This is a genomic window from Tsukamurella sp. II2bb (assembly GCF_057815145.1).
The window spans coordinates 60,123-87,060 of record NZ_JBYPZI010000007.1; the positions used below are offsets into that span (position 1 = coordinate 60,123).

The 26,938-nt window shown below is 72.3% G+C and carries 22 protein-coding genes; 13 read left to right on the top strand and 9 right to left on the bottom strand.

Going from position 1 to position 26,938, the window contains the following annotated elements; all coding sequences use genetic code 11:
• Window positions 1-34 precede the first annotated feature (34 nt).
• Genes AC21LY_RS16280 through AC21LY_RS16305 form a run of 6 tightly spaced genes read left to right on the top strand, consistent with a single transcriptional unit; the run spans window position 35 to window position 6,056 of the window.
• The gene (locus tag AC21LY_RS16280; RefSeq protein WP_489047598.1) at window positions 35-1,714 is read left to right on the top strand and encodes an NAD(P)/FAD-dependent oxidoreductase; all 1,680 of its coding nucleotides are present in this window, start codon (window positions 35-37) and stop codon (window positions 1,712-1,714) included.
• Complete coding sequence (locus AC21LY_RS16285; RefSeq protein WP_489047599.1) at window positions 1,711-3,186, top strand: ATP-binding protein; 1,476 nt, start codon at window positions 1,711-1,713, stop codon at window positions 3,184-3,186. Before AC21LY_RS16280 ends, AC21LY_RS16285 begins: the two co-directional genes overlap by 4 nt.
• A complete protein-coding gene (locus AC21LY_RS16290) occupies window positions 3,183-3,524 on the top strand; it encodes a UBP-type zinc finger domain-containing protein (protein ID WP_489047600.1) in 342 nt (113 codons plus the stop codon). Before AC21LY_RS16285 ends, AC21LY_RS16290 begins: the two co-directional genes overlap by 4 nt.
• Complete coding sequence (locus tag AC21LY_RS16295; RefSeq protein ID WP_489047601.1) at window positions 3,524-4,609, top strand: S-(hydroxymethyl)mycothiol dehydrogenase; 1,086 nt, start codon at window positions 3,524-3,526, stop codon at window positions 4,607-4,609. The genes AC21LY_RS16290 and AC21LY_RS16295 overlap by 1 nt, the downstream gene beginning before the upstream one ends.
• Window positions 4,606-5,232, top strand: coding sequence for an MBL fold metallo-hydrolase (locus tag AC21LY_RS16300; RefSeq protein ID WP_489047602.1), 627 nt, complete (start codon window positions 4,606-4,608; stop codon window positions 5,230-5,232). The genes AC21LY_RS16295 and AC21LY_RS16300 overlap by 4 nt, the downstream gene beginning before the upstream one ends.
• Before the next feature lie 23 nt (window positions 5,233-5,255).
• Complete coding sequence (locus AC21LY_RS16305; RefSeq protein WP_489047603.1) at window positions 5,256-6,056, top strand: hypothetical protein; 801 nt, start codon at window positions 5,256-5,258, stop codon at window positions 6,054-6,056.
• On the opposite strand, the gene AC21LY_RS16310 is transcribed toward AC21LY_RS16305, so the two are convergent.
• Both AC21LY_RS16310 and AC21LY_RS16315 read right to left on the bottom strand, forming a co-directional pair.
• A complete protein-coding gene (locus AC21LY_RS16310; protein WP_489047604.1) occupies window positions 5,938-7,353 on the bottom strand; it encodes a condensation domain-containing protein in 1,416 nt (471 codons plus the stop codon). The genes AC21LY_RS16305 and AC21LY_RS16310 overlap by 119 nt on opposite strands.
• A gap of 199 nt (window positions 7,354-7,552) precedes the next feature.
• Entirely contained in the window at window positions 7,553-9,280 is a 1,728-nt protein-coding gene (locus AC21LY_RS16315; protein ID WP_489047605.1) for an MmpA family trehalose lipid delivery protein, read from the bottom strand.
• A 29-nt stretch (window positions 9,281-9,309) separates the two neighbouring features.
• Here AC21LY_RS16315 and AC21LY_RS16320 point away from each other — a divergent pair, with 29 nt between their 5' ends.
• Window positions 9,310-10,506: a polysaccharide biosynthesis protein gene (locus AC21LY_RS16320; protein WP_489047606.1), complete on the top strand. Its 1,197-nt coding sequence runs from the start codon at window positions 9,310-9,312 to the stop codon at window positions 10,504-10,506.
• Here AC21LY_RS16320 and pgfA read toward each other — a convergent pair.
• Window positions 10,436-11,776, bottom strand: a complete 1,341-nt coding sequence (gene pgfA, locus AC21LY_RS16325; protein ID WP_489047607.1) for a cell envelope lipid trafficking protein PgfA — start codon at window positions 11,774-11,776, stop codon at window positions 10,436-10,438. The genes AC21LY_RS16320 and pgfA overlap by 71 nt on opposite strands.
• Window positions 11,777-11,942: 166 nt before the next feature.
• Here pgfA and AC21LY_RS16330 point away from each other — a divergent pair, with 166 nt between their 5' ends.
• Window positions 11,943-13,196: an acyltransferase family protein gene (locus tag AC21LY_RS16330; RefSeq protein WP_489047608.1), complete on the top strand. Its 1,254-nt coding sequence runs from the start codon at window positions 11,943-11,945 to the stop codon at window positions 13,194-13,196.
• A 421-nt stretch (window positions 13,197-13,617) separates the two neighbouring features.
• Here the strand turns inward: AC21LY_RS16330 and AC21LY_RS16335 are convergent, their stop codons facing one another.
• The 4 genes from AC21LY_RS16335 to AC21LY_RS16350 all read right to left on the bottom strand — a co-directional run bounded on the left by AC21LY_RS16335 (window position 13,618) and on the right by AC21LY_RS16350 (window position 19,625).
• Complete coding sequence (locus tag AC21LY_RS16335; RefSeq protein WP_489047609.1) at window positions 13,618-17,952, bottom strand: alpha-(1->3)-arabinofuranosyltransferase domain-containing protein; 4,335 nt, start codon at window positions 17,950-17,952, stop codon at window positions 13,618-13,620.
• Entirely contained in the window at window positions 17,939-18,139 is a 201-nt protein-coding gene (locus AC21LY_RS16340) for a DUF2613 family protein (RefSeq protein ID WP_489047610.1), read from the bottom strand. Before AC21LY_RS16340 ends, AC21LY_RS16335 begins: the two co-directional genes overlap by 14 nt.
• Before the next feature lie 10 nt (window positions 18,140-18,149).
• Window positions 18,150-18,650 carry a universal stress protein gene (locus AC21LY_RS16345; RefSeq protein WP_489047611.1) on the bottom strand — a complete coding sequence of 167 codons (501 nt, stop codon included), beginning with the start codon at window positions 18,648-18,650 and terminating at the stop codon, window positions 18,150-18,152.
• Window positions 18,651-18,734: 84 nt separating this feature from the next.
• Window positions 18,735-19,625 (bottom strand): cytochrome c oxidase assembly protein, encoded by an 891-nt coding sequence (locus AC21LY_RS16350; protein WP_489047612.1) that lies wholly within the window; start codon window positions 19,623-19,625, stop codon window positions 18,735-18,737.
• Between the two features lie 125 nt (window positions 19,626-19,750).
• Here AC21LY_RS16350 and AC21LY_RS16355 point away from each other — a divergent pair, with 125 nt between their 5' ends.
• Entirely contained in the window at window positions 19,751-20,908 is a 1,158-nt protein-coding gene (locus tag AC21LY_RS16355) for a glycoside hydrolase family 3 N-terminal domain-containing protein (RefSeq protein WP_489047613.1), read from the top strand.
• A 79-nt stretch (window positions 20,909-20,987) separates the two neighbouring features.
• A complete protein-coding gene (locus AC21LY_RS16360; RefSeq protein ID WP_489047614.1) occupies window positions 20,988-21,584 on the top strand; it encodes a TetR/AcrR family transcriptional regulator in 597 nt (198 codons plus the stop codon).
• Window positions 21,585-21,667: 83 nt separating this feature from the next.
• On the opposite strand, the gene AC21LY_RS16365 is transcribed toward AC21LY_RS16360, so the two are convergent.
• Together AC21LY_RS16365 and AC21LY_RS16370 are read right to left on the bottom strand one after the other, a co-directional pair.
• The gene (locus AC21LY_RS16365) at window positions 21,668-22,558 is read right to left on the bottom strand and encodes a MaoC/PaaZ C-terminal domain-containing protein (RefSeq protein ID WP_489047615.1); all 891 of its coding nucleotides are present in this window, start codon (window positions 22,556-22,558) and stop codon (window positions 21,668-21,670) included.
• A 1-nt stretch (window position 22,559) separates the two neighbouring features.
• On the bottom strand, window positions 22,560-23,918 hold the full coding sequence (locus AC21LY_RS16370; RefSeq protein WP_489047616.1) for a 3-oxoacyl-ACP reductase: 1,359 nt from the start codon (window positions 23,916-23,918) through the stop codon (window positions 22,560-22,562).
• A 105-nt stretch (window positions 23,919-24,023) separates the two neighbouring features.
• On the opposite strand from AC21LY_RS16370, the gene AC21LY_RS16375 reads away from it, so the two are divergent.
• The 3 genes from AC21LY_RS16375 (at window position 24,024) to AC21LY_RS16385 (ending at window position 26,300) form a co-directional block, all read left to right on the top strand.
• The gene (locus AC21LY_RS16375; RefSeq protein WP_489047617.1) at window positions 24,024-25,307 is read left to right on the top strand and encodes an acetyl-CoA C-acetyltransferase; all 1,284 of its coding nucleotides are present in this window, start codon (window positions 24,024-24,026) and stop codon (window positions 25,305-25,307) included.
• A 73-nt stretch (window positions 25,308-25,380) separates the two neighbouring features.
• Window positions 25,381-25,803, top strand: a complete 423-nt coding sequence (locus AC21LY_RS16380; protein ID WP_489047618.1) for a CoA-binding protein — start codon at window positions 25,381-25,383, stop codon at window positions 25,801-25,803.
• Window positions 25,800-26,300 (top strand): hypothetical protein, encoded by a 501-nt coding sequence (locus tag AC21LY_RS16385; RefSeq protein ID WP_489047619.1) that lies wholly within the window; start codon window positions 25,800-25,802, stop codon window positions 26,298-26,300. The genes AC21LY_RS16380 and AC21LY_RS16385 overlap by 4 nt, the downstream gene beginning before the upstream one ends.
• Window positions 26,301-26,938: the final 638 nt, after the last annotated feature.

The following is a 26,938-nucleotide window of genomic DNA, read 5'->3' on the forward strand; positions in this document are numbered from 1 at the left end:
GACGCGGACGCCGCCGTCGCCGTAACCTGGGGCGGTGGCTGAGACCGAGAAGCGGCGTCCGGCGATCCTGACCGTCGACGACGATCCGAGCGTGTCCCGGGCGGTCGCCCGGGACCTGCGGCGCAAGTACGGCGACGAGTACCGGATCGTGCGCGCGGAGAGCGGCGAGCAGGCCCTGGAGGCGCTGAGGGAGCTCAAGCTCCGCGGCGACCTGGTGGCCGCGATCCTCGCCGACTACCGCATGCCGGGCATGACGGGACTGGAGTTCCTGGAGGCGGCGATGGACGTCTACCCGGGCGCCCGCCGGCTGCTGCTCACCGCCTACGCGGACACCGGCGCCGCGATCGAGGCGATCAACGTGGTCGACCTCGACCACTACCTCCTCAAGCCCTGGGACCCGCCGGAGGAGAAGCTCTACCCCGTCATCGACGCGCAGCTCGAGGCCTGGCTGGGCAGCGATCACCGTCCGGTCCCGGAGACGAAGGTCGTCGGGCACCGCTGGTCCGCCCGCTCCTCCGAGGTGCGGGAGTTCCTGGCCCGCAACCAGATCCCGTACCGCTGGTACACGGCCGAATCGCCGGAGGGGCAGCGGCTGCTGACCGCCGCCGGCGCTGACGCCCAGGAGCTGCCGCTCGTCGTGGGGCCCGGCGGGACGGCGCTGTGCGCACCGTCGGACAGCGAGCTGGCCGCCCACGTGGGTCTGAACACCACCCCGTCGGAGGAGTTCTACGACCTGGTCGTCGTGGGCGCCGGCCCCGCGGGTCTCGGGGCGGCCGTCTACGGCGCGTCGGAGGGCCTGCGGACGGTGCTCGTGGAACGCTCAGCGACCGGCGGGCAGGCCGGGCAGAGCTCGCGCATCGAGAACTACCTGGGCTTCCCCGACGGGGTCTCGGGCAACCAGCTGACCGACCGGGCGCGGCGGCAGGCGAGCAAGTTCGGCGCCGAGATGATCACCGCCGCCGACGTGGTCGCGCTGGAGGTGGCGGGCGCCGGGCGACGCGTGCGGTTCGCCGACGGCACCGTGATCGGCGCGCACACCGTCATCCTCGCGACGGGCGTGGCCTACCGGCAGCTGGACGCGCCGGGCACCGACCGGCTCACGGGCGCCGGAATCTTCTACGGCTCGGCGATGACCGAGGCGCCGGCGTGCCGCGGGCAGGACGTCTACATCGTGGGCGGCGCGAACTCCGCCGGGCAGGCGGCGGCGTACCTGTCGAAGGGCGCGCGCTCGGTGACTCTGCTGGTACGCGGCCCCTCCCTCGAGGCGTCCATGTCGTACTACCTGATCCAGCAGCTGGCGGCGATCGAGAACGTCCACGTCCGGCCGCACACCCAGGTCATCGAGGCCCATGGCGACGACCACCTGACGGGGCTCACGCTCCGCTGCACGGATTCGGGTGGGACCGAGCGGGTCCCGGCGGACTTCCTGTTCGTCTTCATCGGCGCGGAGCCGCGCACGGACTGGCTCGACGGCGTCGTCGAGCGGGACGGGCGGGGCTTCCTGCTGACCGGCCCGGACCTCATGCCCGACGGTGCCGTCCCCCGGGCCTGGGAGCCGGACCGGCCGCCGTTCCACCTGGAGTCCAGCGTGCCGGGCGTCTTCGTCGCCGGCGATGTGCGCGCCGAATCGGCGAAGCGCGTCGCCTCCGCGGTGGGGGAGGGCGCGATGGCCGTGATGTTCGTCCACCGCTACCTGGAGGGGGTCGACTCGTGAGTACCCACGATCCGTGCTTCGTCGACGAGCTGCGCACCCTGTTCCTGTTCGAGAAGCTCAGCGACGAGCAGCTCGAGTGGCTGTGCCGGCGCGGGCACGTGGAGACCCTCCCGGCCGGTCCGGTCTACACGACGGGCGACCCTGCGCAGTGGCTGTACGTGCTGCTGCGCGGCACCATCGCACTGTCGCAGAAGGTGGGCGACGCCGAGGTCGAGACCACCCGGACCGACCAGCGCGGCGCCTACGCGGGAGCGTGGTCGGCCTTCCTCGGCGAGAACCGTCCCGCGCAGCGGCAGTACAACTCGTCGATGCGCGCGGTCACCGAGGCGCAGTTCTTCCTGCTGCCGGCCGAGGACTTCAACGAGGCCATGCACGCGTGGTTCCCGATGGCGGTGCACCTGCTGGAGGGCGTCTTCTACGGCGGCCAGCGCACGCGTCAGATCGTCGAGCAACGGGAGCGGCTGCTGGCGCTCGGTTCCCTCTCCGCCGGCCTCACGCACGAGCTGAACAATCCCGCGGGGGCGGCCACCCGCGCTGTGGCGGAGCTACGGACGCGGGTGGGTGGCATGCGGCACAAGCTCGCCGGCATCGCCAGCGGCAAGCTCGATCGGACCCGCCTCGTCGATCTGGTGAAGTTCCAGGAGGAGGCCGTGGAGGCGGTGGCGAGTGCACCCGATCTCGGTCCGCTGGAGGCGTCCGATCGGGAGGACGAGCTGGTCGACTGGTTCGACGATCACGAGATCGACGGCGGGCACGTGCTCGCGCCGGTCTTCGTCGCCGCGGGACTGCAGGCCGACTTCCTCGACCGGGTCGCGGGCGCGATCGACGGCGGGCCGGTGCTCTCGGGCGCACTGCGGTGGCTGTACTACACCGTGGAGACCGAGCTGCTGATGAACGAGATCACCGACTCCACCAGCCGGATCTCGACGCTGGTGCAGGCGGCCAAGCAGTACTCGCAGATGGACCGGGCCCCGTTCCAGGTGCTGGACGTGCGGGAGCTGCTCGACAGCACCGTCGTGATGCTCAGCCGCAAGCTCGACGGGATCACGGTGGTCCGCGACTACGAGGCCGATCTGCCGGACATCCGCGGTTACGGCGCGGAACTGAACCAGGTGTGGACCAACCTCATCGACAACGCCGTGCAGGCCATGGGCGGTCACGGCACGCTGACGCTGCGCGCGCACCACCGGGAGGAGTGGGTGGTGGTCGAGGTCGCCGACACCGGTACCGGCATCCCCGCCGACGTGCTGCCCCGCATCTTCGAGCCCTTCTTCACCACCAAGGGCGTCGGCGAGGGAACCGGCCTGGGACTGGACATCTCGTGGCGGATCGTGGTGAACAAGCACCAGGGCGACCTCGCGGTGCGGTCCGAGCCGGGGGAGACGGTGTTCACCGTGGAACTGCCCGTCGGCGGGCCGCGGCGTGAGGAGATCGTGATCCCGGAGGATCCGGGGGAAGGGGAACAACCATGAGCGACTGGATCGATACCGCGGTGCCGCCCAGCGGCACCGGCTGCGTGGAGTGCGATGCCGCCGGCGGCTGGTGGGTGCACCTGCGCCGCTGCGCGAGGTGCGGCCACGTCGGCTGCTGCGACTCGTCGCCGTCGCAGCACGCGAGCGCGCATGCGCGGGAGTCCGGGCATCCGATCGTGCAGAGCTTCGAGCCGGGCGAGACCTGGTTCTGGGACTACGTTTCCGAGGACTACTACGACGGCCCGCGGCTGAAGGACCCGCAGAACCGCCCGGTCGAGCAGAGCGTGCCGGGACCCGAGGGCCGCGTGCCCGCGGACTGGATGGATAAGGTGCACTGATGTCGCAGACCGTCAGAGGAATCGTCGCCCGCGCGAAGGGCGAGCCCGTCGAAGTCGTCCCGATCGTGATCCCCGATCCCGGTCCCGGTGAGGTGGTGGTCGCGGTGCAGGCGTGCGGCGTCTGCCACACCGACCTGCATTACCGCGAGGGCGGGATCAACGACGAGTTCCCCTTCCTGCTCGGCCACGAGGCCGCGGGCATCGTCGAAACCGTCGGCGAGGGAGTCGATCACGTCGCGCCCGGCGACTTCGTGGTGCTGAACTGGCGCGCCGTCTGCGGGCAGTGCCGAGCCTGCAAGCGCGGCAAGCCGCAGTACTGCTTCGACACCTTCAACGCCACCCGGAAGATGACCCTCGAGGACGGCACCGAGCTCTCGCCCGCCCTCGGCATCGGCGCCTTCGCCGAGAAGACCCTCGTCCACCAGGGCCAGTGCACGAAGGTCGATCCCGAGGCCGACCCGGCCGTCGTCGGCCTGCTGGGATGCGGCGTGATGGCCGGGCTCGGCGCCGCGGTGAACACCGGCGGCGTCTCCCGCGGCGACACCGTGGCCGTGATCGGTTGCGGCGGTGTGGGAGACGCGGCGATCGCCGGCGCCCGGCTCGTCGGCGCCCGCACCGTCATCGCCGTCGACCGTGACCCGCGGAAGCTGGAGTGGGCCCGCGAACTGGGTGCCACGCACACCGTCAACGCCGCGGAGACCGATGCGGTGGAGGCGATCGCGGAGCTGACCGACGGCTTCGGCGCCGATGTCGTGATCGACGCCGTCGGCCGGCCCGAGACGTGGAAGCAGGCCTTCTACGCCCGCGACCTGGCCGGCACCGTCGTCCTGGTGGGCGTGCCGACGCCCGACATGACCCTCGACATGCCGCTCATCGACTTCTTCTCCCGCGGAGGCGCGCTCAAGTCCTCGTGGTACGGCGACTGCCTGCCGGAGCGGGACTTCCCGCAGCTCGTCGACCTGTACCGGCAGGGGCGGCTGCCGCTCGAGCGGTTCGTCACCGAGCGCATCGCCCTCGACGAGGTGGAGAAGGCCTTCGAGACGATGCACCGCGGCGAGGTGCTGCGCTCGGTGGTGGTCCTGTGACGCTGCGCGTCGAGCGGGTCGTCACCAGCGGGCAGTTCAGCCTCGACGGCGGCACCTGGGACGTCGACAACAACGTCTGGCTGGTCGGAGACGACAACGAGGTCGTGGTCATCGACGCGGCGCACTCCGCCGACCCGATCGTCGCCGCCGCCGGCGGGCGGAAGGTCCGCGGCATCGTCTGCACCCACGGGCACAACGACCACGTGACGGTCGCGCCGGAGCTGTCCGAGCGGCTCGACGCGCCGATCCTGCTGCACCCCGGCGACGACGTGCTGTGGGAGATGACCCACCCGGGCGTCGGCCATGAAGACCTCGCCGACGACACCCGGATCGCCGTCGGCGGTACGGAGATCCGCGTGATCCACGCGCCCGGCCACTCGCCCGGATCGGTGTGCCTGTACCTCCCGGAGGCGGGGCAGTTGTTCAGCGGCGACACCCTCTTCGCCGGCGGCCCGGGCGCCACCGGTCGCTCGTACAGCGACTTCTCCGTGATCATCGAGTCCATCCGCGACCGGCTCTTCGCCCTGCCGCCGGAGACGGTCGTCAATACCGGCCACGGCGACGGCACCACGCTGGGCACCGAGTCGCCGCATCTCGAGGAGTGGATCCGCCGTGGCCACTGACCGGTGCGAGGTCTGAGGGAGCGATGATCAGAGTGTCGGTCGGGCCGAGGGCGAGCGCGGGTGCCGTCGTGGTCTCCGGCCTCTTCGGCGCGACCGCCGTGCTGGCGGCGAGCAGGGGCGAGTCCAGCGCCGCCGCGATCGGTGCCGCGGCGGCTGTGCTGTGGCTCCTGGGTCGCGCAGCCTCGCTGTGGCAGCGCGCGGCCGTCCACGCCTGCGCGGGGGTGCTCGTCGTGGCGGCACTGGTGCTGGCGATCGGCGCGGGCGATCCGTTCTGGATCGCCGCCTCGGCCATCGTGGTGCCGGGCGTCATCGTGATCCACCCGTGGCTCACCCGCGACCTCGGGCGGAACGTCCGCACCGAGGACCTCGTCGGCCGGACGGTGCCGGCCGCGGAGCGCCTGCTGGGCTACGCCGCCGGCCTGCAGCCCGCGGGTATGGCGGCGCCGATCCTCGTCCCCGTTCCCGGGGGCGCGGTTCCCGCGGGCGCGGCACCGTCGGACTTCGAGGACCCCGAGGTCCGTGCCGGGCTCGTCGTCACCGCGGTGGTCGTCGATCCGGCGACCCCGTCGATCACCTTCGGAGTGGCACCGTCCGGGACGGTGCGCAAGCGCGACGCGAGTCGCGCGGAACTGCAGGCCGACCTCGTCGCCCGGGTGGGTGGCTACCCCGGCGACCTGCGGCCCGAGCGCCGGACGCCCGCGATGCCTACGCCGGGACGAGGGCGGGTCTCCGGTCGGCGACCTCGACGATGCGATCACGCAACATCCGGAAGACGGTGTCGACGGAACGCGTGGCCTGCGCGGTGTCCGGGTGCATCGCGTTGAAGTCGAGCCCCGACTCGTCCCGGTTGATCCAGATGAAGACCTCGCGTGAGGGGGTGGCATTGGCGAAGACCGAGAAGTCGTGCCGCCGAGCCAGTTCCGCACCCGGCACCCGGGTCACGTCGATGTAGGAGAGCATCGGCGCGCTGAAGCCGTGTTCGACGGGGAACTCGGGATCGTCCGCGAGCAGGTCGATGATCGGGAAGACCGGCGTGCGGTCCAGCTGCTTCGCCGTCGACACCGCCGCGTGCGCGTTGCGGGCCACCAGGTCGAAGCTCCCGGCGGCGGAGAACTGCACGGGCACCAGGGTGACGTACCAGCCGACGGCCATGGCGTCACCGGTAGCGGACCGGTCGGCGCGGGGGATCAGCATGGTGAAGAGGTCGTCGCCGGTGAGCTCGTGGTGCACCTGCCCGAGGACGGCGAGGAGGGCGCTGCTCATCGTCGTGCCGGCCCGTTTCGCCGCGGCGGCGAAACGGGCGGTGCGCGCGGCGTCGACGAACGAGGCGTGGACGGCGATGCGTCCCGCAGCCGCCTCCCCGTCGGCCAGGCCGAGGGGGAGGGGGAAGCGAGGCATGCCGCCCGACCGGCGGAGCGTCTCGCGCCACTGCACGACGTCCGGGTGCGTCGGGGTCAGGGTGTCCGCGAGGGCTCGCTGTTCGCGGGTGAACTCGCTGTGCGGGCGGACCGGCATCGGCGTGAACTCGGTGCCGCTGCGCGCCGCGGTGTACCGGGAGAGGATCTCGAAGAAGGAGATCGCCTGGGAGACGCCGTCGGTGTAGAGGTGGTCGGAGGCGACGACCACCTGGAACTGCGGGGCGGGCGCGTCCGGCCGGGCGTTCTCGATGCCCGTCACGGCGAAGGCGAAGGCCGCCCACTCGTGCAGTTCCGGTATCGAGTCCATCAGGTAGCTCTTGACGGTCGTCTCCGGATGCGTCTCCGACGTGGCCTCCACCGTGAGCGCGATGCGGTCGGGGGAAAGCGTGCGTCCGCGCGGATTCAGGTCCGTCGACACCGGAAAGGCGGTGTGGAAGACGCCGTGAGCGCGCACGAAGTCGGTGAACACGGATGCGGCTGTCGACGCATCGTATACATCGTGAATCGTGAATATGGTGAACACCAGGCGGCGGGTGCAGGCTTCGCCCTCGATGCCGCTGCGCAGGTGGTCCGCCTGCACGAACGAGGCACGCACGCCCAGGTCAGGTGCAGTGCGCATCGCCTCCTTGGTGTCCGCGTCCGGAGCCCAGACGGTCCATTCTCCCGCCGGGCACTGCCACTGCTCTGAGAAACCCGAGATCATGGAGCTATGATCCACAATTCAATAGCTCGGCAAAAGACGAGTGCGCCGTGATTAATCCGACAATCGCCGGGGGTTCCCAATCCGGGCCCGATGACGCATCATGCGCCATGCTAATTACCGAGCAGGCTCACCAGGGGTGCGTGATAGTTAGTACTGCAAATAGGGGTCGCGTCGTGGACATCACATCGACATGCGCGTGTTACCTCTCCCGCGGTCCGGCAGCGGCCGCATCGTCGTCGAGCGGATCCGTCGAATCCCTGCGGCGCACGGCGGCGACCGCCCCGCCGCCGAGGAGGAGCGCCACCCACGCCAGGTGCGCCGTCCACGCGCCGGCCCGCGCCACGGAGGACGCCGCGACGGTGGTGACGGTGCCTGGAACCCGGTAGAGCCGCAGCTCAGGCGTAGCGACGGCGAGGTCCAGGCCCGGGAGGGGCACCGTCGGGAAGACGGTCTCGCCGCGCTCCGCGACGGCCTCGACGAGTACCCATCCGACTCCGAGTTCCGCCAGCCGCGCCGCGAGGGCGTCGCCGCCCGCGGCGAGCGCGGCCTCCGCGTCGGACGCCGCGCCGGGGAGCCGGTCCACCGATCGCGAGCCCACCCGGAGTTCGCCCGTCTGCAGAACCGGTGCCCGCAGCATCCGGGGCGCGGGATCGAGGACCGGCGCGTCCGGTCCGTACGGATAGGTCCGGAACATCCCGGGCGGCAGCACGGCGACCGATCCGCGGTCCGCGGGCACCGCCGCGGCGACGGTGCTCCACGCCTGCGGGTAGGTGACCGGAGCGAGCGCACCGCCCACGCCCCAGGCGAGCCCCGGGAGAACGGCGATCGGCAGCGCCACCGCGACCACCGACCCCGCCGGCCGCGCCGCGGCCGGCATCGTCGCGACCAGAGCCGCCGCGCAGGTGGCGAAGAAGGGCACCGCGAGCGCCACCCACTTCTGCCCGTCGCGCAGCAGCCCGCTGCCCGGGATCGCCTGCACGACGACCTCCAGCAGCGCCGCCCCCGGGCCGGTCGCCGCGAGTGCGGGCAGCACGACGGCGCACGCGGCGAGCAGCGCGACCCGGCCGAGCGGAGGCGCGAGCAGCCGCGCGCGCAGCACGATCAGCCCGCCCGCCAGCAGCGCGAGCGCGAGGGCGGTCCAGAGCCAGGGGGCACCGTCGGGGACGGCCTGCCGGTTCCAGATCCCCCCGAGCCCGAGCAGCGAGCCCAGCGTGCCGAGGCCAGGCTCGGCGCGCGCCGCGAAGACGGCGACGCTCGTGGGGTCGGCGCGCACGCCGCTCCCGGAGACGAGCGACGGATACAGCCACGGTGCCGCGGCGATCGCGAACAGTCCGAGCTGCCAGGCCCAGCGGCGCGGCGCGGCGACCAGGCCCGCGATCAGTGCGAAGACGGCCCCCGTCGGCGTCAGCCCGCCCGCGGCCAGGCACAGCGCGAAGCCGCCGAGCTGCCGCCGCCCCTGCAGCCGGAGCCCGACGACCACGGCCCAGCCGATCGCCGCGTAGCCCGCCATCAGGCTCCAGTGCCCCTGCAGCAGCCGCTCCGCGACGAACGGATTCCACAGTCCGACCGTCGCCGCGGCGAGGCCGGGGCCGACGCCCGCGGGCCGGCCCGCGGCCTCGAGCACGGCCAGCGCGCAGCGCCCGAAGCCCCACCCCGCCGCGACGAGCGCGACGAACAACAGGCCCGTGACCAGGACGCCACCGTCGACGACGCCGGACCCGACAGCCAGGAGCCAGTCCTGCGGCGTCGCGCGGGCGGCGTTGTCGCCGAGGCCGAGCGCCGTGTCGGTGAGGTACGAGCGCGGAGTGGAGACGGCATCGCGGAGCAGTAGGTACCGGCCTCCGCCGAAGGACGCCGTCAGCGGGCCCAGGACGACGACGGCGAGCACGCCGGACCAGGCGGCGAGGGCCGGGTCGCGGGATCTCATCGCCCTCACCCTACTGACACAATGGCCGGGTGAGTGGTTTGGCGTGGGTCACCCTGGGCTCGATGATCGCCAATCTGTGCTCGTACCTGGTGCATCTGCCGGCGAGCCGCTGGCTGGGGCCCGCGGGCTACGGCGAGTTCGCCTCCCTGCTGCAGCTCTCGCTGATCCTCGCGGTGCCCGCGCTGGCGCTGCAGACCGTCGTCGCGCGGTCGGTGGTGCGCGGTGCCGGTGCCGCGCAGATGCGCGCCCTCGGCTTCCGGATCGCACTCGGTGCGGGGGTGCTCGCCGCCGTCGCGGTGCCGCTGGCCTCCGTCGGCCTGCACACCCGCGCGAGCACGGCCGCCGCCGCGCTCGCGGCGGCCCCGGCCCTCGTCCTGCTCGCCGTCGAGCAGGGGCTCCTGCAGGGCGAACGCCGCTTCGGCCGGCTCGCGGCGCTGCTCGGGCTCGCCGGCCTCGGCAAGCTCGCGTGCACGGTCCCGGGGCTGCTCGTGGGCCCGGGGCCCGCGCTCCTCGGGACCACGGTGGGCGCCCTGGTGGCCGCCGCGATCGGGCGGGTGCTGGCCGGGCGTCCCGACGGTGCTGCGGCCCCGGAGGCAGGGGTGCGCGCGGTGCTCGGCGCCAGCTCGGTACAACTGGTCCTCGTCGTCTTCGCCTCGCTCGACCTGCTGCTCTCGCGGCCCGTGCTCGGTGCCGCGGCCGCGGGCACCTATGCGCTCGGCTCGGTGGCGGCGAAGGTGGCCTTCTGGCTGCCGCAGGCCGTGGGCGTCGTCTTCTACCCGCAGCTCGCTACCCCCGGCCGGGCCCGCGGCGCGCTGCGCACCGTCGTGGGGTTGTTGGGCGCGCTGGGCCTCGCGTGCGTCGCCGGAGCGGCGGTGTGCGCGCCGCTCGCGACGCTGCTCGCGGGCGAGGCCTACCGGCCGGTCCAGGGGCTGCTGTGGCTGTTCGCGGCCCAGGGGGCATTGCTGGCTCTCCTGCAGGGGCTGCTGCTCTACGCCATCGCGATCGAGCGCACGTCGATGGCGCTGTTCGCGTGGGTGATCGTCGCGGCCGAAGCAGCGATCCTGCTCACGGTGCCGACGACCCCCGCGGAAACGATCACCGCCGCGGCGCTGTGTGCGCTCGCGGCGGTGATGGTGATCGGTGCGGTCGTGACCGTCAGCGCTCGTCGCGCTTCCGGAAGTCGATCGCCTCGGTCCGCGCATCGTCCGGCTGCGGCTGGGCGCTGAAGGCCTCGGTCGCCGGATCGCCCCCCGCCTCCGGCGTGGTGATCGGATCCTGATCCAGCGGCGCGGTGGGCGCGGTGCCGCCGCGGCGACCGGCCCCGCCGCCCTTGCCCGGGCCGCCGGCCGTGGCCGGCTTCCGGCCCACGAACAGGGCGAAGACGCCGAGACCCAGGGCGATCACGCCGAGGATGCCGCCCGCGATGGGCACCACGTAGGTGGCGACGGCGATCTTGTTCTGCGCCGACTTCGCGGCCTCCGCCTGCGAGCGGACCGTCGCCTCGACCCAGCGCTGCTTCGCATCGAAGACGTCCAGGTGGAAGTCGCGGACCGGCTTCGGGGTGTTGGGCGCGACCTGGCCGGGCAGCCGGAACTGCTGCGTGTAGTGCAGCGACTGGTCGACGATGATGCCCGAGGTCGGATCGACCCACAGGTCCACATCGGTCTTCGCCCAGCGGTTCAGCGTGATGTCGTCCTTGGGGTCGACGCCGCCGATGCCCCACCAGCTCGCAGGCATGGTCAGGACGGTGCCGAGCGTCGGGTCGTTGCCCTCGCGCACGGTGGACAGGTCAACCCAGTTCTGCTGGCCCTGGAAGTGCAGCGTCTTGGTGCCGCTGACCTCCTTCTCCTCGACGAACTTCAGGCCCACGTTGCTGCGGGTGATCAGGTCGAAGAACTCGTACTTCCCGTCCTGCGTGGTGCCGGCGGGGAAGCGGTACTGCAGGCCCTTGCGGTCGGGGATCTTCACCGCGGGGGTGCTCTCACCGGGGGAGTACGTGGTCTCCGAGATCTTGCCCGTCGGCGCGGCCGTCTCACGGTCCAGGGAGACGCGGTCGAGCCACGCCTGCACCAGGCCGTCGTCGCAGGGGCGCTCGTTCTTCAGGGCGCCGGTGAGCTCGGGATGCCGGGGCTCGCCCTTCGTCTTGATCGACGGGACGACCATCGACATGCCGGACTGCACCGTCATGGTCGACTTGTCCGACGGGGTGGTCACCAGCGTGCGGGTCTGCGTGCGCACCGAGACGTCGTTGACCACTGCCTTCGGCTTGCCGATCGAGCAGAGATCGAGCGACTTCGCGGGGAAGTCCGCGTCCGCCTGAGAATCCGCGGGCTTCTCGGACTTCGCCACCGTGGTGACGTCGATGTCCAGCGGGATCGTCGTCAGCTTGCCCGCGACGTACGCCGGTCCGGCGATCGCGGCCGTGATCAGCAGTGCGCCCAAGAAGATCAGGATCGGACCGATAACGCGTGCCAGCCGGCTACGGCCTACCGCCATCGAAATGTCTCCTCACATCACTGGTGGAGCGCGTGCGTCGGTCGCACACGCCGCAGGGCCACGCGGTCCGCGCTCCCTTCCAAGTACCCGAGCCTACAGGTGGTAGCGGGGTGGCACGGCCCTCGCGCGCGGGTGAGCGCCGATTCGCGGGTAGATTCGGTGGGCGATGAGCACCGTCCGGACCAGCGAGGTCGCGCCCGAGCCGCCCGCGGGTGCGGCCGGTTTCGTGCCCGCGCTCGAGGGAATGCGCGCGTGTGCGGCGGTCGCGGTCATGCTCACGCACACTGCCTTCCAGACCGGTCAGGTGGGGAGTTCGGTGATGGGTCGGGTCTGGGGCCGCTTCGACATGGCGGTCGCGCTGTTCTTCGGGCTGTCCGGATTCCTGCTGTGGCGCGCGCACGCCCGGGCGGCATGGTCCGGCGTCGCCCCGCCGGCCGCGGGCCGGTACTACCGCTCCCGGTTGGTCCGGATCATGCCCGCCTACCTGGTGGTCGCAGTGGTGGCACTGGCCCTGCTACCGCGGTCGACGCCGCCCTCGGGGTCGACCTGGCTCGCGAACCTCACGCTGACCCAGGTCTTCGTGCCCTATTCGCTGACCGACGGGCTCACCCAGATGTGGTCGCTCTCGGTCGAGATGCTGTTCTACCTGCTGCTGCCCGTGGCCGCGCTGGTTCTGGTGCGGCTGCGCGGCCACGCGGCCCGCTGGCGGGTGCCGCTGTTGCTCCTGGTCGCGGCGGCATCGCTGAGCTGGGCGTGGGTGGGGGCGTTGCTGCCGCTGCCCGCCGGGGTGAACCACCACAACTGGCTGCCCTCGTACGTGCCCTGGTTCGTCGCGGGCATCGTCCTCGCCGAGATCGTGAGCGCACCGCCGACGCGGTACGCCGCGGTGCGGCGACTGGCCCGCCGCCGGGTGTGTTGGCCGGCCGCACTCGTGGTCTTCGCGGTGATCTGCACGCCGCTGGGCGGCCCGGTGACGCTGGATACCCCCGAGGCCTGGCAGTTCGCCGTGCGGATGGGCCTCGGCGGGGCGCTCGGCTTCCTGCTGTTGGCTCCCCTCGTGCTCGCGCCCGCGGGGGAATCGGCGCGGTGGCTGGGGTCGGGCTTCATGCTGGCGCTGGGCCGGTGGTCCTACGGGATCTTCATCTGGCACCTCGTCGTGCTGACCGCGATCTTCCCGTTGTTCGCGATCGTCCCCTTCCAGGGCGACATGCTCACCGTCACGGCGCTGACACTCGTCTTCTCCGTGGCCGTCGCCGCGCTGAGCTTCGCCTGGGTGGAGGAGCCCGCCCGGCGCCGCCTCGCCCGGCACGAGGCCCGACGGGGCGGTGACTCCGCCGGTCCGTCCGCTGCGGGGGCGCGGCCCGAGCCGCTGGGATCGCCCGAGCCGCCGCCGCTCGACGCCGCCGCGCCCGCGCGCTGACACTTCGTTCGAGCCATGCGTGCCACGCATGGTCGCGAAAACAGCAGGTAGAGGCTGTTTTTTCGATGCAGGTCATGCGCCGGGCGCATGGCCACGCTGCGTCGCGTGATCACCCGGCCTGACTCGGGCACCGTCGAGGCGGGCGTGGCGGAGTCCGGTGGGGGAATCGGCGGCTGGAGGGGGAGAGCTGGCTTCTCGTGGGGGATTCGGCGTCGCGTGGGGGTCGGCCGAGCCCACATCAGACGACCACCTTCCGGTGGGGGAGCGAACGGGCAGGCCGCGGATCGGTGCCGCGCGGGGGACGGCCGACGATCGGCGGCCCGACGGTATGCGTGGGACGCATGGATTGCGCCGTGGATTAGGCGTTGACCTGGGGGTTCGTCGGTATGCGTGGCGCGCATGGCTTTCGGCGCGACCCCCGCTACTTCTCGGCTCCGCCGTCCGCGCCGCCGTTCTCGGCGACCGTGGCACCGTCGTCCGTGCCGGCGCCGGCGCCGGCACCGCGAGCACGCGACCACCGGGGGAACCGGGGCGGCGGCACCGTCGACCAGGCCATCAGGAGGACGCCCGCGAGAGCGAGGCCCTGCGGCCAGGGGCCGTGGCCGACGTAGCCGGATTCGGCGTGCCACGGACCTGTCGCGAGCAGCAGCATCCCGGCCAGCACGAAGCCGGACGCGCCGAAGACGCGCAGCGCCGAGCGACGGTCCGCGTCGATGTGCAGGGAGGCGAGCACCCAGGTCGCGAGACCCGTCGCGGCCCATAGGGCGAGCCCCGGCCAGCCGCTAAGGACGAAGGCGGCCGCGCCCACCCCGAGCGCCGCCGGCAGACTCGGCTGCCAGGCGCGCGCCGGACCGCCGGGGGTGCGCGGCCGCGACCCCGGGACCAGCGCCAGCGCGCCCAGGATCACCAGCAGAGCGAGCCCGCCGAACAGCCCGATCCGATAGGGCGCGTTGAGGCCGAATCGCAGGGTGACGGCACCGTCGGTGCCCTTCGGCACCACCCAGCCCTGCTGCCAGCCGTTCACGGTGACGGCGCGCAGCGGCGAGCCGTAGGGGCCGGTCGCGGTCCAGCCCGCGTTGCGGCTCTCCGGGACCACGAGTACCTGGTCCGCGCCGGTGTCGCTGACCGTGACGACGCGGCGATCCGGCGTCCAGCTCTGCACCTTGACGCTCCCGTCCCGCGGGCCGGCGGAGTCGGAACCGGGCGTCTCGAGGGTCACCGTGTCGACGCTGAAGGCGGCGCCCGGCGACGCCACGACCTGCTGCCTCCCCGCGGGAAGCGCCACCGGCCCCGGCTCGCACGCGATCGCGCGGACGGGCGCGCCGTCGCGCAGCTCCCTCGCTCCCGCCGCGATGCGGAACCGGACGATCCGGTCGCCGACCCGCACCGTCGGCCCGGTCTCGCACGGCACCACGACCGGACGGTCCGCGGGCGCCGGTGCGGAACCGGGGACGGGCGCACCGTCGGGTCCGACGGCCCGCACCTCCGCGAGCCCCGGAGCCATCTTCTCCAGGAAACCGAAACCGTTGACGTTGAGACGCTCGTCCCAGTCGAGGATCGAGATCGAGATCGAGTCGGTCACAGCGGGTTCGACCTGCACGGTCGCCCCGTCGCCGCTGTCCGTACCCCGCGGGATCTCCCGGACCTGGCGCCCGGTGCCCAGGTCGATGCCGATCCGCGTGGGATGCGCGGGCGCCTCCCCGCGCGGTAGTCGCAGTGTCAGACCACTCACGAGCTGTGGCGATGGAAGCCGCAGGCGCAGGACAGGTTTCGGTGCTGTGGGCTGGGTGGCCGACTGCGGCGCCGTCCACGTCGTGTTCGGATCGCCGTCGACGGCCGCGGCCGAGGTCGCCCGGCCGTCGCCGACCGCCGACTCCGCGAACGCCGACGGCGCGGCAGGATCGGCGAGGAGGGCGGAGAGGGCCTGCCCGGGCCGTGCGCGGACCGTCAGGGTGGGCGTGACCGCGGGGGCGCCGGGACCGTCGACGATGCGCCGCAGCGGCCCGGGCTCCTCCGGGCCGATCGCGATGTCGGCGCACTGCACCGGCCCCGGCGCGCCGTTCTCGCCGGGCGTCACGACGCAGCCGGAGCGTCCCATCGTGTCCTGCCCGAAGACCCATCGCTGCGCGGGACCGGATGTCGGCAGCGCGATCTCGTGCCGCGCGGGGATCGCCGTTCCCGACCGGGCGTCGGTGAGTGCGGCCTCCGTGATCGCGAACTGGTTGCCCCACGTGCGATCGGCGGTCTCGGCCGCGGTGATCCGCACCCAGCGCGTCGGCTCCGACGGGGCGACCAGCGTGATCGGCGTGCCCGTCGTCACGGGATCGGAGTAGACGGTGCCTGCCTCGGTGGTGATGAGCAGGCGCGTGACCGCGGGACCCAGCGCGCGGCCCACGGTCACCGTCACCGACAGGTCCGCGCGCGGCTCGGGCAGCGTGAACTGCAGCCATTGACCCAGCGCGTGGTCGAGGCCGGAGGAGACCCACGCGGTGTTCTTGTCGCCGTCCACCGCGGCCGCAGGGCCCGCACCGGGCAGGACCGTGCCGAGCTGGGTGGCGTCTGCGGCCGAGCTGGAGGCGGAGACCGTCGCGCCCTCCCACACCCCGTTGACCAGCCCGGCCGCGGGGTAGTCGGGCAACCGGTTCAGGGTGCGGCGCGGCTCGCCCGCGGTGCGGATCGCGGAGCTGTGGTCATCGACGCGCCCGTAATCGGTCTCCCGGCGCTTCGGCGTGTCGGTGACGGTGAGCGGACCGCCGGGCAGGCCCGCTGCCTCCGCGTCGGCGCTGAGCAGCGCGGCGCCGAGTTCCCGCCGGCCCGACGCGGCGGCGTCGGCCTGCAGTTCGAGCAGCGCCTCCGGCCCGCCCGCGACCCGCGGCATCGACGCCAGGTCGGCGACGTACGGGCCGGTGGGGACGCCACCGTCGACCCGGTAGATCGTGATGGCCGGCAGCGGCGGCCGCAGCCCCGAGTCGACGACCACCTTCTCGACGGTCGGCGGCGCGACGTCGGGTCCGAACCGCGCGACCTCGCTGATCCCGGGCGAGCCCTCGATCGCGGCGCGGGCCAGGGCGGGCCGCGCGGAGCGCGACGTGCCGGGGTCGAGGTCTGCGCGCAGCACGAGGTAGGAGATGCCCTGGCGGCGCAGCGTCGCGGCCAGGCCCACCGACGGAGTGCCCGCGCTGAAGAGCCGCTGCACCGAGTCGAGGGCGCGGATCGCGCCGGGCGGGTTGAGCGGGATCGCGTCCCGGACCGCCCAGGGGGTCTCGGCGAGCGGTTGCAGCGGCTCGTCGCGGGTCAGGCCCCACAGCTGGGCGCCGAACGGAGCGCCCGGCACCACGAGCGCACGCTCGGCCCGCGCCTGCCCGGGGGCGGTCCCGGCGGCGTGCGCCGAGAGCCAGTCCGCGGCCTGGGACCAGTAGTCGGGGATCGCCGAGTACGGTCCGCGGGGCGCGAGCTTGCCGGTCCACGCCATGCCGCCCGCCAGCGCGAGCACCACGACCACGGCGAGCGCCCCGGCGGCGAGCCGGTCGTTCTCGGGGTGCGCCAGCGCCCGACGCACGCGCCGCAGGTCGACGGTGCCGGGCAGCGGCGCCCGGGCGAGCAGGTGCGCCAGGCCCAGGACCAGCGGCAACCGTAGGAAGGGCTCGAGTTTGTAGACGTTGCGCAGCGGGGTGCCGACGCTGTCCAGGAAGACCCGCACGGGCTCGGCGAACGGGGAGCCGAGGCCGCTCGCATAGCCCGCGCCGATCCCGGCCAGCCCGACCAGCAGCACCGTCGCCCAGACCCCGCGCTCGGGCATGCGCCGCATGGTGAGCCCGGCGATGCCCGCGCACGCGACCAGACCGGTGACCACGACCGCGGCGGGGGAGGTGGTGAGCATGGCGCCGGCGGCGCGCTCGTCGGAGATGAACGGGCTCCACGACGTGGTGCCGCGCAGCACCTCCGGGAGGGAGGCCCACTGCGTGGTCGCCCGGGAGGACTCGATGAACTCGAGGAAGGGCGGGCTGACGCGGCCCATGATGAGCAGCGGCACGATCCACCAGGTGGTCGCGAGCGCTACGCACACCGCCCACCATGCGCTGAACGTCCAGAAGTCTCGGGTGCCCGCGCCGACGCGGGCATGCAACAGCCACCACAGCGCCGCGACCGCGCACGCGACGCCGGTGGCCACGGCATTGACCGCACCCATCAGTGCGACCGCGACCGCCGAGCGCGCCGCGAGGTTCCGCAGCGGGGCGTCGTGCCCCTGCAGCATCTGCACCAGCGGCAGTAGCACCCACGGCGCCAGCATCACCGGGGCGGTCTCGGAGCTGATCGCGCCCAGCGTGGTGAGCACCTGCGGGGCCAGGACGAAGGCGGTCGCGGCGACGACGCGGCTGCCGCGCGAGCCGGTGCGCAGCGCCTCGGCGAGCCGGATGATCCCCCAGAAGCCCGCGAACAGGAGCAGCGCCCACCACAGGCGCTGCGTGATCCACGGCGGGGCGTGCAGCACCTGGCCCAGCGCGAAGAAGGCGCCGTGCGGGAAGAAGTAGCCGTAGGCCTGGTTCTGCACCTGGCCGAGGGGGGACTGGCTGGACCAGACGTTCGCCGCGCGGGCGAGGAAGCCGATGGGGTTGGCCGTGAGGTCGAGCTTGGTATCGGCGACGACCTTGCCGGGGGAACTGAGGAAGCTCAGTGCGAGCAGGGCGACGAACGCCCACGCGCCTGCGCGGCGGGTCAGGGGTTCGTCGGAGTGCTGCGGGTTACTTGCCTGCACCCGAGTCGTCGCGCTCGCCGTAGTTCGACGAGCCCTGCAGGAAGCCCTTGTCCTTCGACACGGTGTTGATGTCGGTGGTCGGGGTCGTCTGACCGACGGCCGCGCCGCTCACCAGTGCGAGGGCCACGGCGACGACGATGCCGGCGAGCGCAGCAGTGGCGCTGGCGATGATCGAGGTGCGGTCCATGGATGCGAGTCTACAGGTCCAGCTCCGCGCAGCCCGACGGCACGATCATGACCGGCCGCTTGCAGCCGCGCAGGACGTGCTCCGCGACGGAGGAGTGCCACAGCGCCTTGATGCCCGAGATGCCGCGGCTGCCGGAGACGATCACGTCGACGTCGAAGGTGTCGGACGCGGCGATGATCGCGGTCCACACGGTGGTGGAGACCTCGATCAGTTCGCCGTGCGCCTGGAACCCCGCCGCCGCGGCCAGCTCGACGCCCTGTTCGTTGGTCTTGCGCGCCTCGGCGTGCACGATGTCGCTCTCGCGCGACAGTGCCGTCTCGGCGGCGCCGGCGCCCGCGACGCCCGACATGGCGGACAGGCGGGCGGCCTGATGGATCGTCGACTCCCAGGCGGTGACCACGATGGCCTCGGCCTCACGACCCTGCGCGAGCACCTTGCTGGCGTACTTGACGGCGCGCTGCGAGGTCTCGGAACCGTCGTACGCGATCAGAACCTTGACGGGGACACTCATGCGGATCACCTCGATCTTCACGGTTACCTGATGCCTCCAGGTTACGCCGAATCGGTCGGGTTGCACCGTGCAAGTACGGGCGTGTCAGCGACGGTAGCGGCGCGCGAGCTCCGGATCCGATTCCCACCACAGCCCGGTCGGCGGCGCATCGTCGGCCTCCTGCCGGGCGTCCTCGCGGATCTGTCGGCCGGCGTCCTCGCGGCGCAGCGCGAGCATGAGGATCACGAGGAAGGGGAGGCCGAACAGGTCCGCGAGCAGCCACAGCATCCCCGCCCCGACGGTCTGCGAGAGCCGCATCGCGTCCTCGCCGAAACCCAGCGCGGCGTAGTACGCCGGGTACAGCAGGGGCCCGAGCCATACGACGATCCCGAGGATCCCGTCGGCGAGCGACTCGACCAGGGTGATCAGCAGTGACAGGCCCTGCGGATAGCGACGCGGCACCGGATCCGCCTGGATCCGGGTGTAGAAGTACACGAACCCGGCGAGCATCAGCAGGCACCGCGTCAGCAGGTCGAGAGCGGGGCTGCGCATCGCCGCGAGGTTCCAGCCGGAGAACAACAGCAGCCACGGCGTGACCAGCAGCAGGCCCGACCCGATCGCCGGATGCCCGAGGGCCCGGGCGAGGGGGCTGCGGAGCGCGCGCAGGGCTGCGGACCGTCGGGCGGCGGAGAGCCGGGAGCCGAAGACGGTGACCGGTGTCCCCGCGGCCAGCCCGAGCGGGACGACGTAGAGCAGGAGCGTGATCTGCAGTGCGCGCACCCAGAACAGGCGCGGTGCGTAGTCCGTCACGGGGCCGCACGCGATCACCGCGGTCGTGAGGCAGCCGACGATCACGAACGCGACCCGGCGGGCGATCGGCACCGCCCGACCGCGGGCCGCCCACAGGTAGGCGGCCGCGAGCACGACGGCCCCGATACCGAGGGCATCGACGCGCCAGTCGTGGAGCCAAGCCGAGCCGGGAATCGCGACACTCACCGGTGCACGGTACGTCCGCGCGCACGGGTACGGCGCGGCGGAGACGTGTCGAGACCTGCACGAATAGGATGAAATCGGGACGAAGCGCGTCCGGCTCGACGGTGCGGTCTGACAGACTGGGCGCGATGCACACGTTCCGGAACCTCACGATCCTGGCGGTCGCAGCGGCCACCGTCACCGCCTGCGGTCCGTCGACGCCCGACGCGCCGTCCACCTCGACCGCAGCGCAGGCCTCCTCGACGACGGTGTCGGCGGCACCGTCGGGACCGGGACGCCCGGCGACCTGCGGCACGGACCTCCTCGCGAAACTGTCGGTCCGGGAGAAGATCGGGCAGCTGCTCATGGTCGGGGTCAAGGACGCCGCCGACGCCCGGCGGGCCGTGCAGCAGGGCGTGGGCGGGGTGTTCATCGGCAGTTGGACCGATCGTTCGGTCTTCTCCGGCGGCACGCTGCAGTCCGTGGCCCGGGCCGGGAAGGTGCCGGCGATGGTCTCCGTCGACGAGGAGGGCGGTCGCGTCTCCCGGGTGCCGGGGGCGAACCTCGTCTCGGCGCGGCAGCTGGCGCGCACGATGACAGTGCCGCAGGCGCGGGCCGAGGGCGCGCGCGTGGGGAGGTTGATGAAGTCGATGGGGATCACCGTGGACTTCGCGCCCGACGCGGACGTCTCGGCGCAGTCCGACGATTCCGTCATCGGGGATCGGTCCTACTCCGACGATCCCGCGGTGGTGGTGAAGTACTCGCAGGCCTTCGCCGCGGGCTTGCGCGACGGGGGCGTCTACCCGGTGTTCAAGCACTTCCCGGGGCACGGCAGCTCGTCGGGCGACTCGCACCGGGGCGGCGTGAGCGTGCCGCCGCTGAGTGCGCTCAAGTCCAAGGACCTGATCCCGTTCCGCGAGGCGGTGTCCGTGGGCGACGCGGGGATCATGGTCGGCCACCTCACGGTGCCGGGCCTGACCGAGCCCGGGCTGCCGACCAGCCTCAGCCCCGCGACCATGCGCCTGCTGCGCGACGGTGCCGGGTACGGCGCGAAGCGGTTCGACGGGCCGATCTTCACCGACGACCTCTCGGGCATGAAGGCGGTCACGGACCGGTTCAGCGTGCCCCAGGCGGTCGCGAAGTCGCTCGAAGCGGGTGCCGATGTGGCGCTGTGGATCTCGACCGATCAGCTCGGCGCCGCCGTCGACGCGGTGGAGACCTCGGTGAAGGCGAAGCGGATCTCGGCGAAGCAGCTCGACGATTCCGTGCTGCGGGTGGCACGTGCGAAGCACGCCGTAAGCTGCTGAGGCGGGTCGTTCTACGCCGAAACTTACTTGTGGGTAACCTCGTGGGCTAGGATCTGACTCGAGAGTAAGGAGGACGCCGATGGCCGGTGGTACGAAGCGTCTGCCGCGCGCGGTGCGCGAGCAGCAGATGCTGGATGCCGCCATCAAGGTGTTCTCGCGCAACGGCTTCTACGAGACCTCGATGGACGCGGTGGCCCGCGAGGCCGAGATCAGCAAGCCGATGCTGTACCTGTACTACGGCTCCAAGGACGAGCTCTTCGCCGCCTGCGTGACCCGCGAGGCGGGCAAGTTCATGCGGAGCATCGAGTTCGACGCCAGCCCCACCCTGCCGCCGCTGCAGCGCCTGCGTTCGGTGATCGCCGGCTTCCTGAAGTACGTCGACCAGAACCGCGACGCCTGGCGCGTGATGTACCGCGAGGCGACGGGGCAGGCCGCGTTCGCCGCCCTCTCCGAGGCCAACCGCGAGCGCGTCGTGGAGATGACGGCGGTGCTCCTGCGCGAGGCCGCCAAGTACGCCCCCGACGACACCGACTTCGAGCTCTACGCCGTCGCCCTCGTCGGCTCCGGCGAGGCGATCGCGGACCGCCTCGCCACCGGGAAGGTCGAGCTCGGCCGTGCCGTCGAGATCATGACCTCGTTCCTCTGGGGCGGCATCCGCGGCGAGCGCCCGGAGTAGGTTCTCGACGGTGCCCGGCCGGCCCGGAGACGACGATGCCCGCCGCGGCCGAGGCCGGGCGGGCACCGTCGAACCGGAACGGCCTACAGCGGAGTGACGGTGGCCGTCACGTGCGGGTAGCCCTTCTTCAGGTCCTTGGCCACGATCTCGGTGCCGCCGGTGGCCTCGTCGCGCGAGACGAACAGGCCGATCCGCGCGGGGAGGATCACCGGCTTGCCGAAGCGCACGTGGTGCACGACCGCGTCGGGGATGTGGCCCTCGACGACGCGGAGCATCGCGGCGGCCGTCCACGCGCCGTGCGCGATCGACGACGGGAAGCCGAAGGCCTTGCCGCCGATCGGCGACATGTGGATCGGGTTCCGGTCGCCGCTGACGCCCGCGTAGCGGCGGATCAGGCCGCCGTCGGCCGAGAGCAGCGCGTCGGGGGCGCCGGGGCGACCCTCCTTGGGTGCCGGGCCCGAGGGTTCGCCCGACAGTGATGTGCGCTGCTGGATCAGCATCGTCGACACCTCGGAGGCGACCGACGCGCCGGAGGCGTCGGTGAACTCCGTCGTGAAGTCGATGAGCATTCCCTTGCGGTGCTCGCGCAGGTTGCCCACCGATGTGCGCAGCGTGAGCTTCTCGCCCGGCTCGACCCGTCGGCGCCGCGTGATCGTGTTCTCCACGTGCACCGAGCCCACGGCCGCGGCGGGGAAGTCGTCCGCCAGGAACAGGTCCATGATCAGCGGGAAGGACAGCACGTAGAGGTACATCACGGGCACCTCGCCGGTGTTGCGCAGCCCCACGACCTCGCAGTACTCGCCGACCCGCGCGGGGTCGACGTCGACGGTGAGCTCGACGGTCCGGTCCGGCAGCGGGGTCTCGGGCTTCAGCCGGCCCTGCTTGCCGACCACGGGCAGGATGCCGCGCAGCCCGCGCGTGAGCACCGACAGGCTCGACGGCGGCGCCTGCAGGACGGTCGTGTTCCTGGCCATGTCAGGCTCCCAGCAGGCTCTGGCCGCAGACGCGCACGACGTTGCCGGTCACGGCGGCCGAGGCCGGCGCGGCGAAGTACGAGATGGTCTCGGCGACGTCGACGGTCTGGCCGCCCTGCTGCAGCGAGTTCATCAGGCGGCCGGCCTGGCGGGTGGCCAGCGGGATCGCGGCGGTCATCGCGGTCTCGATGAAGCCGGGAGCCACGGCGTTGATCGTGATGTTCTTCTTCGCCAGGACCGGGGCGTAGGCGTCGACGATGCCGATGACGCCGGCCTTGGTCGCGCCGTAGTTGGTCTGGCCGCGGTTGCCGGCGATGCCCGCGATCGAGGAGACGTCGACGACGGCGCCGCCCTCGTTCAGGGCGTCCTCGGCGAGCAGGGCGTCGACCAGCTGCTTCGGCGCCTTGAGGTTGACGGCCATGACCGAGTTCCACCGGCCCTCGTCCATGTTGGCGAGCAGCTTGTCCCGGGTGATGCCGGCGTTGTTGACGATGATGTCGAGGCCCTTGTGGCGGGTCTTGACCAGCTCGGCGATCTTCTTGCCGGCGTCCTCGGCGGTCACGTCGAGCGGCAGCGCCGTACCGCCGACCTTGTTCGCGACCTCGGACAGGGCCTCGCCGGCGGCGGGGATGTCGGCGGCGATGACGTGCGCACCGTCGCGCGAGAGGACCTCGGCGATGGTGGCGCCGATGCCGCGGGCGGCGCCGGTGACCAGGGCGACCTTGCCGGCCAGCGGCTTGTCCCAGTCGGCGGGGGCCTCCGCGTCCTTGTCGGTGACGCGGATGACCTGGGCGTCGACGTACGCCGACTTGCCCGACAGGAGGAAGCGCAGCGTCGAGGCCAGACCGGAGGCGCCGGTCGCGGCGCCCGGGTGGACGTAGACGAGCTGGGCGGTGGCACCGTCGCGCAGCTCCTTGGCGACGGACCGCGTGAAGCCCTCGAGGGCGCGCTGGACGATGTGCTCGTCCAGGTCCTCGATCAGCTCGGGCGTGGTGCCCAGCACGACGAGGCGGGCGCTGTTGCCGAGCGAGCGCATCTGCGGAGCGAAGAATTCGTAGAGCGCGACGAGCTCGTCGATCGAGGTGATGCCGGTGGCGTCGAAGACCGCGCCGCCCAGCTTCTCGGCGCCGCGGGCGCCGCCGTTGTTGACGACGAGGTCGTAGTCGGCGAGCAGTTCGCGCACGGGCTCGACGAGGCGGCCCTTGCCGCCGAGGAGGACGGGGCCGGCGAGCGCGGGCTTACCGGGCTGGTAGCGGCGCAGGACCGGAGGCTGGGGCAGGCCGAGGCGGCTCGCCAGGAAGGAGCCGGGGCCCGACTTCACGAAGGCCGCGTAGAAATCCGTGCTGGGTGCATCAGGCATGTGGGGTACCTCATCCGTGTGGGGTTCCGATAGGCTATCGACAAGCAACTTACTCCAGAGTAAGAATACTCGGTAGTAGCAACCCTCGATTCCCAGGGAGAACCCGTGGCCAACATCGAAACCCGCCCGGTCGCCATTCTCGGTGGCAACCGCATCCCCTTCGCGCGCTCGGACAAGGCGTACGCGAAGGCCAGCAACCAGGACATGTTCACCGCCGCGCTCAACGGCCTGGTGAGCCGCTTCAACCTGCAGGGGGAGCAGCTGGGCGTGGTCGTCGGCGGCGCAGTGCTCAAGCACAGCCGTGACTTCAACCTGATCCGCGAGTCGGTGCTCGGCAGCCCGCTCTCGCCGTACACGCCGGCCTTCGACGTGCAGCAGGCCTGCGCCACGGGCCTGCAGGCCATCAACGCCGCGGCGCAGGGCATCGCGCTCGGCCGCTACGAGTCGGCCGTCGGCGGCGGCGTCGACACCACCTCCGACGCCCCGATCGGCGTCTCCGAGGGCATGCGCAAGGTGATGCTCGAGCTGAACCGGGCCAAGAGCACCGTCGACCGCCTCAAGCTGGTCGGCAAGCTCCCCGCCAACCTCGGCATCGACATCCCGCGCAACGGCGAGCCCCGCACCGGCATGTCGATGGGCGAGCACGCCGCCATCACGTCGAAGGAGTTCGGCGTCTCCCGCGCCGACCAGGACGAGCTCGCCTACCTCAGCCACAAGAACATGGCGGCCGCCTACGACCGCGGCTTCTTCGAGGACCTGATCACGCCGTACCTCGGCCTGACCCGCGACGACAACCTGCGGCCCGGCAGCACCGTCGAGAAGCTCGCCACGCTCAAGCCCGTCTTCGGCGTCGCGCTGGGCGATGCGACGATGACGGCCGGCAACTCCACGCCGCTGACGGACGGCGCGTCGACGGTGCTGCTGTCCTCCGACGAGTGGGCGGCCGAGCGCGGCCTGCCCGTGCTCGCCTACCTCAAGGACGTCGAGTACTCGGCCGTGGACTACGTCGGCGGCAAGGACGGCCTGCTCATGGCGCCGACCTATGCGGTGCCGAAGCTGCTGGCCCGCAACGGCCTCACCCTGCAGGACTTCGACTTCTACGAGATCCACGAGGCCTTCGCCTCGGTCGTGCTCGCCACGCTGCAGGCATGGGAGTCGCCCGAGTACTGCAAGGACCGCCTGGGCCTGGACACGCCGCTCGGCTCGATCGACCGCAGCAAGCTCAACGTCAACGGCTCGTCGCTGGCGGCCGGCCACCCGTTCGCCGCGACCGGCGGCCGCATCGTGGCCTCGGTGGCGAAGCAGATCAAGGAGAACGGTGGCGGCCGCGCGCTGATCTCCATCTGTGCCGCCGGCGGCCAGGGCATCACCGCCATCATCGAGGGCTGACAGCGGGGGCGGGCCGCGTTCCCGCGGCCCGCTCACCCGCTCCCCGGCGGCGAGGCGGCCTAAACTGGGCGGCATGAGCGCGACGGACGATGTCATCGAGAGGATCCTGAGCGAGTACGACACCATCACGGTGGTCGGGGCCAGCGCCGATCCCGCGAAGGCGGCGCACGATGTGCCGGCCTACATGCAGTACCGCGGCTGGCGCATCATCCCGGTGAACCCGCGCGCCGACGAGATCCTCGGCGAGAAGGTCTATCGCACACTGGCCGACGTGCCGGAGCAGGTGGGGTTGGTGGACGTCTTCCGGCCCTCGGAGCAGACGCCGGAGATCGCGCGGCAGGCCGTCGCCGCCGGTGCGTCCGCGCTGTGGTTGCAGCTGGGGATCCGTTCGGCGGAGGCCCGGGAGATCGCCGAATCCGCCGGGCTGCTCTACGTCGAGGACCGCTGCCTGATCATCGAGCAGCGCCGCACGCAGATCTCGAGGAGGGGCGCATGAGCTTCGGTATCGCCGTCGTCGCCGTGGTCGCGGTGGTGGCCGTCCTCGTGCTGGTCGGCGTGGTGTGGTTCCTGCGCGACTCCAACAAGCGCATCAAGGACTTCGCGAACTCCACCGATCTCATCCCCGGCCGCCCCGGTCGCGCCCCCGCCGAGTGGGCGACCGCCACCTCCACCGAGGCACTCCTGCACCAGCGCACTCGGTATGCCATCGCCGACGTGCACCGCGGCGCCTTCGCGCCCGCCGTCCCGCCGCCCGCCGATTCCGCGATCGACGGCCCCGAGTCCGACCTCGCCGCGCTTGACGACGCCGTCTTCGAGCTGGACGACCGGATCATCGCCGCCTCACGGCTCTCCGGCGAGGAGCGCACGACAGCGCTCGCGGAGCTGCAGCCCAAGGTCGCGGCCCTGGAGGCGCTGACCGGGAGGCTCTGGGACGCCCCGTCCGCCCAGCGCCGCCCGTTGATCGACGGCGTCGCCGCGACCCTCCGCCGCTGACCGCCCCTGCGCCGCTGATCGCCGCGATCTCGGTCGGCGGGTAGGTCAGGGCGCGCCCGGTGCCGCTCCGGCCCCCGATGCTCGGATGTCGGGGGGTCGCGACTTCCCGAACGAGCCATGCGTGCCACGCATACCCTAGAAACCCGCAGGTAGAAGCTATTTTCTCCGGCCGGGGTCATGCGTTCGGCGCATACCCTCCGCCGTCCTGCCCGCGAGCCCGGCGGTCAGCCGCCCGCTCGGCCGGCGGTCAGCAGCTCCCTGGCCCGGCGGCGCGGCTGCCCGATTTTCAATCCTCGTGGCAGGGGCGGCGCATATTGTCGCGGTCGGCCGCTGGAGTGGAGGTTCGGATCGGATCCGCCGATCAGCCGATGCGTGGGGCGCATGGCTTTTGCACAATGACACGTCGCCCGCTGCCCGCCGCACGCCGCGCGACCCCCGCACCGCAACTTCCGCGCCCGATCGTCGGATGTCGGGCCGCGACTGCGCGAAAGAGCCATGCGCGCCACGCATGCCCTGAAAACCACAGGTAGAAGCTGTTTTCTGCGGTCGGGGTCATGTGTCCCGCGCATACCCGCGTTGTCACCTGCTCCCAGCCCCAGCCCGTTCAACGCGCTCGGCCGGCGGTGTGGCTGCCCGAT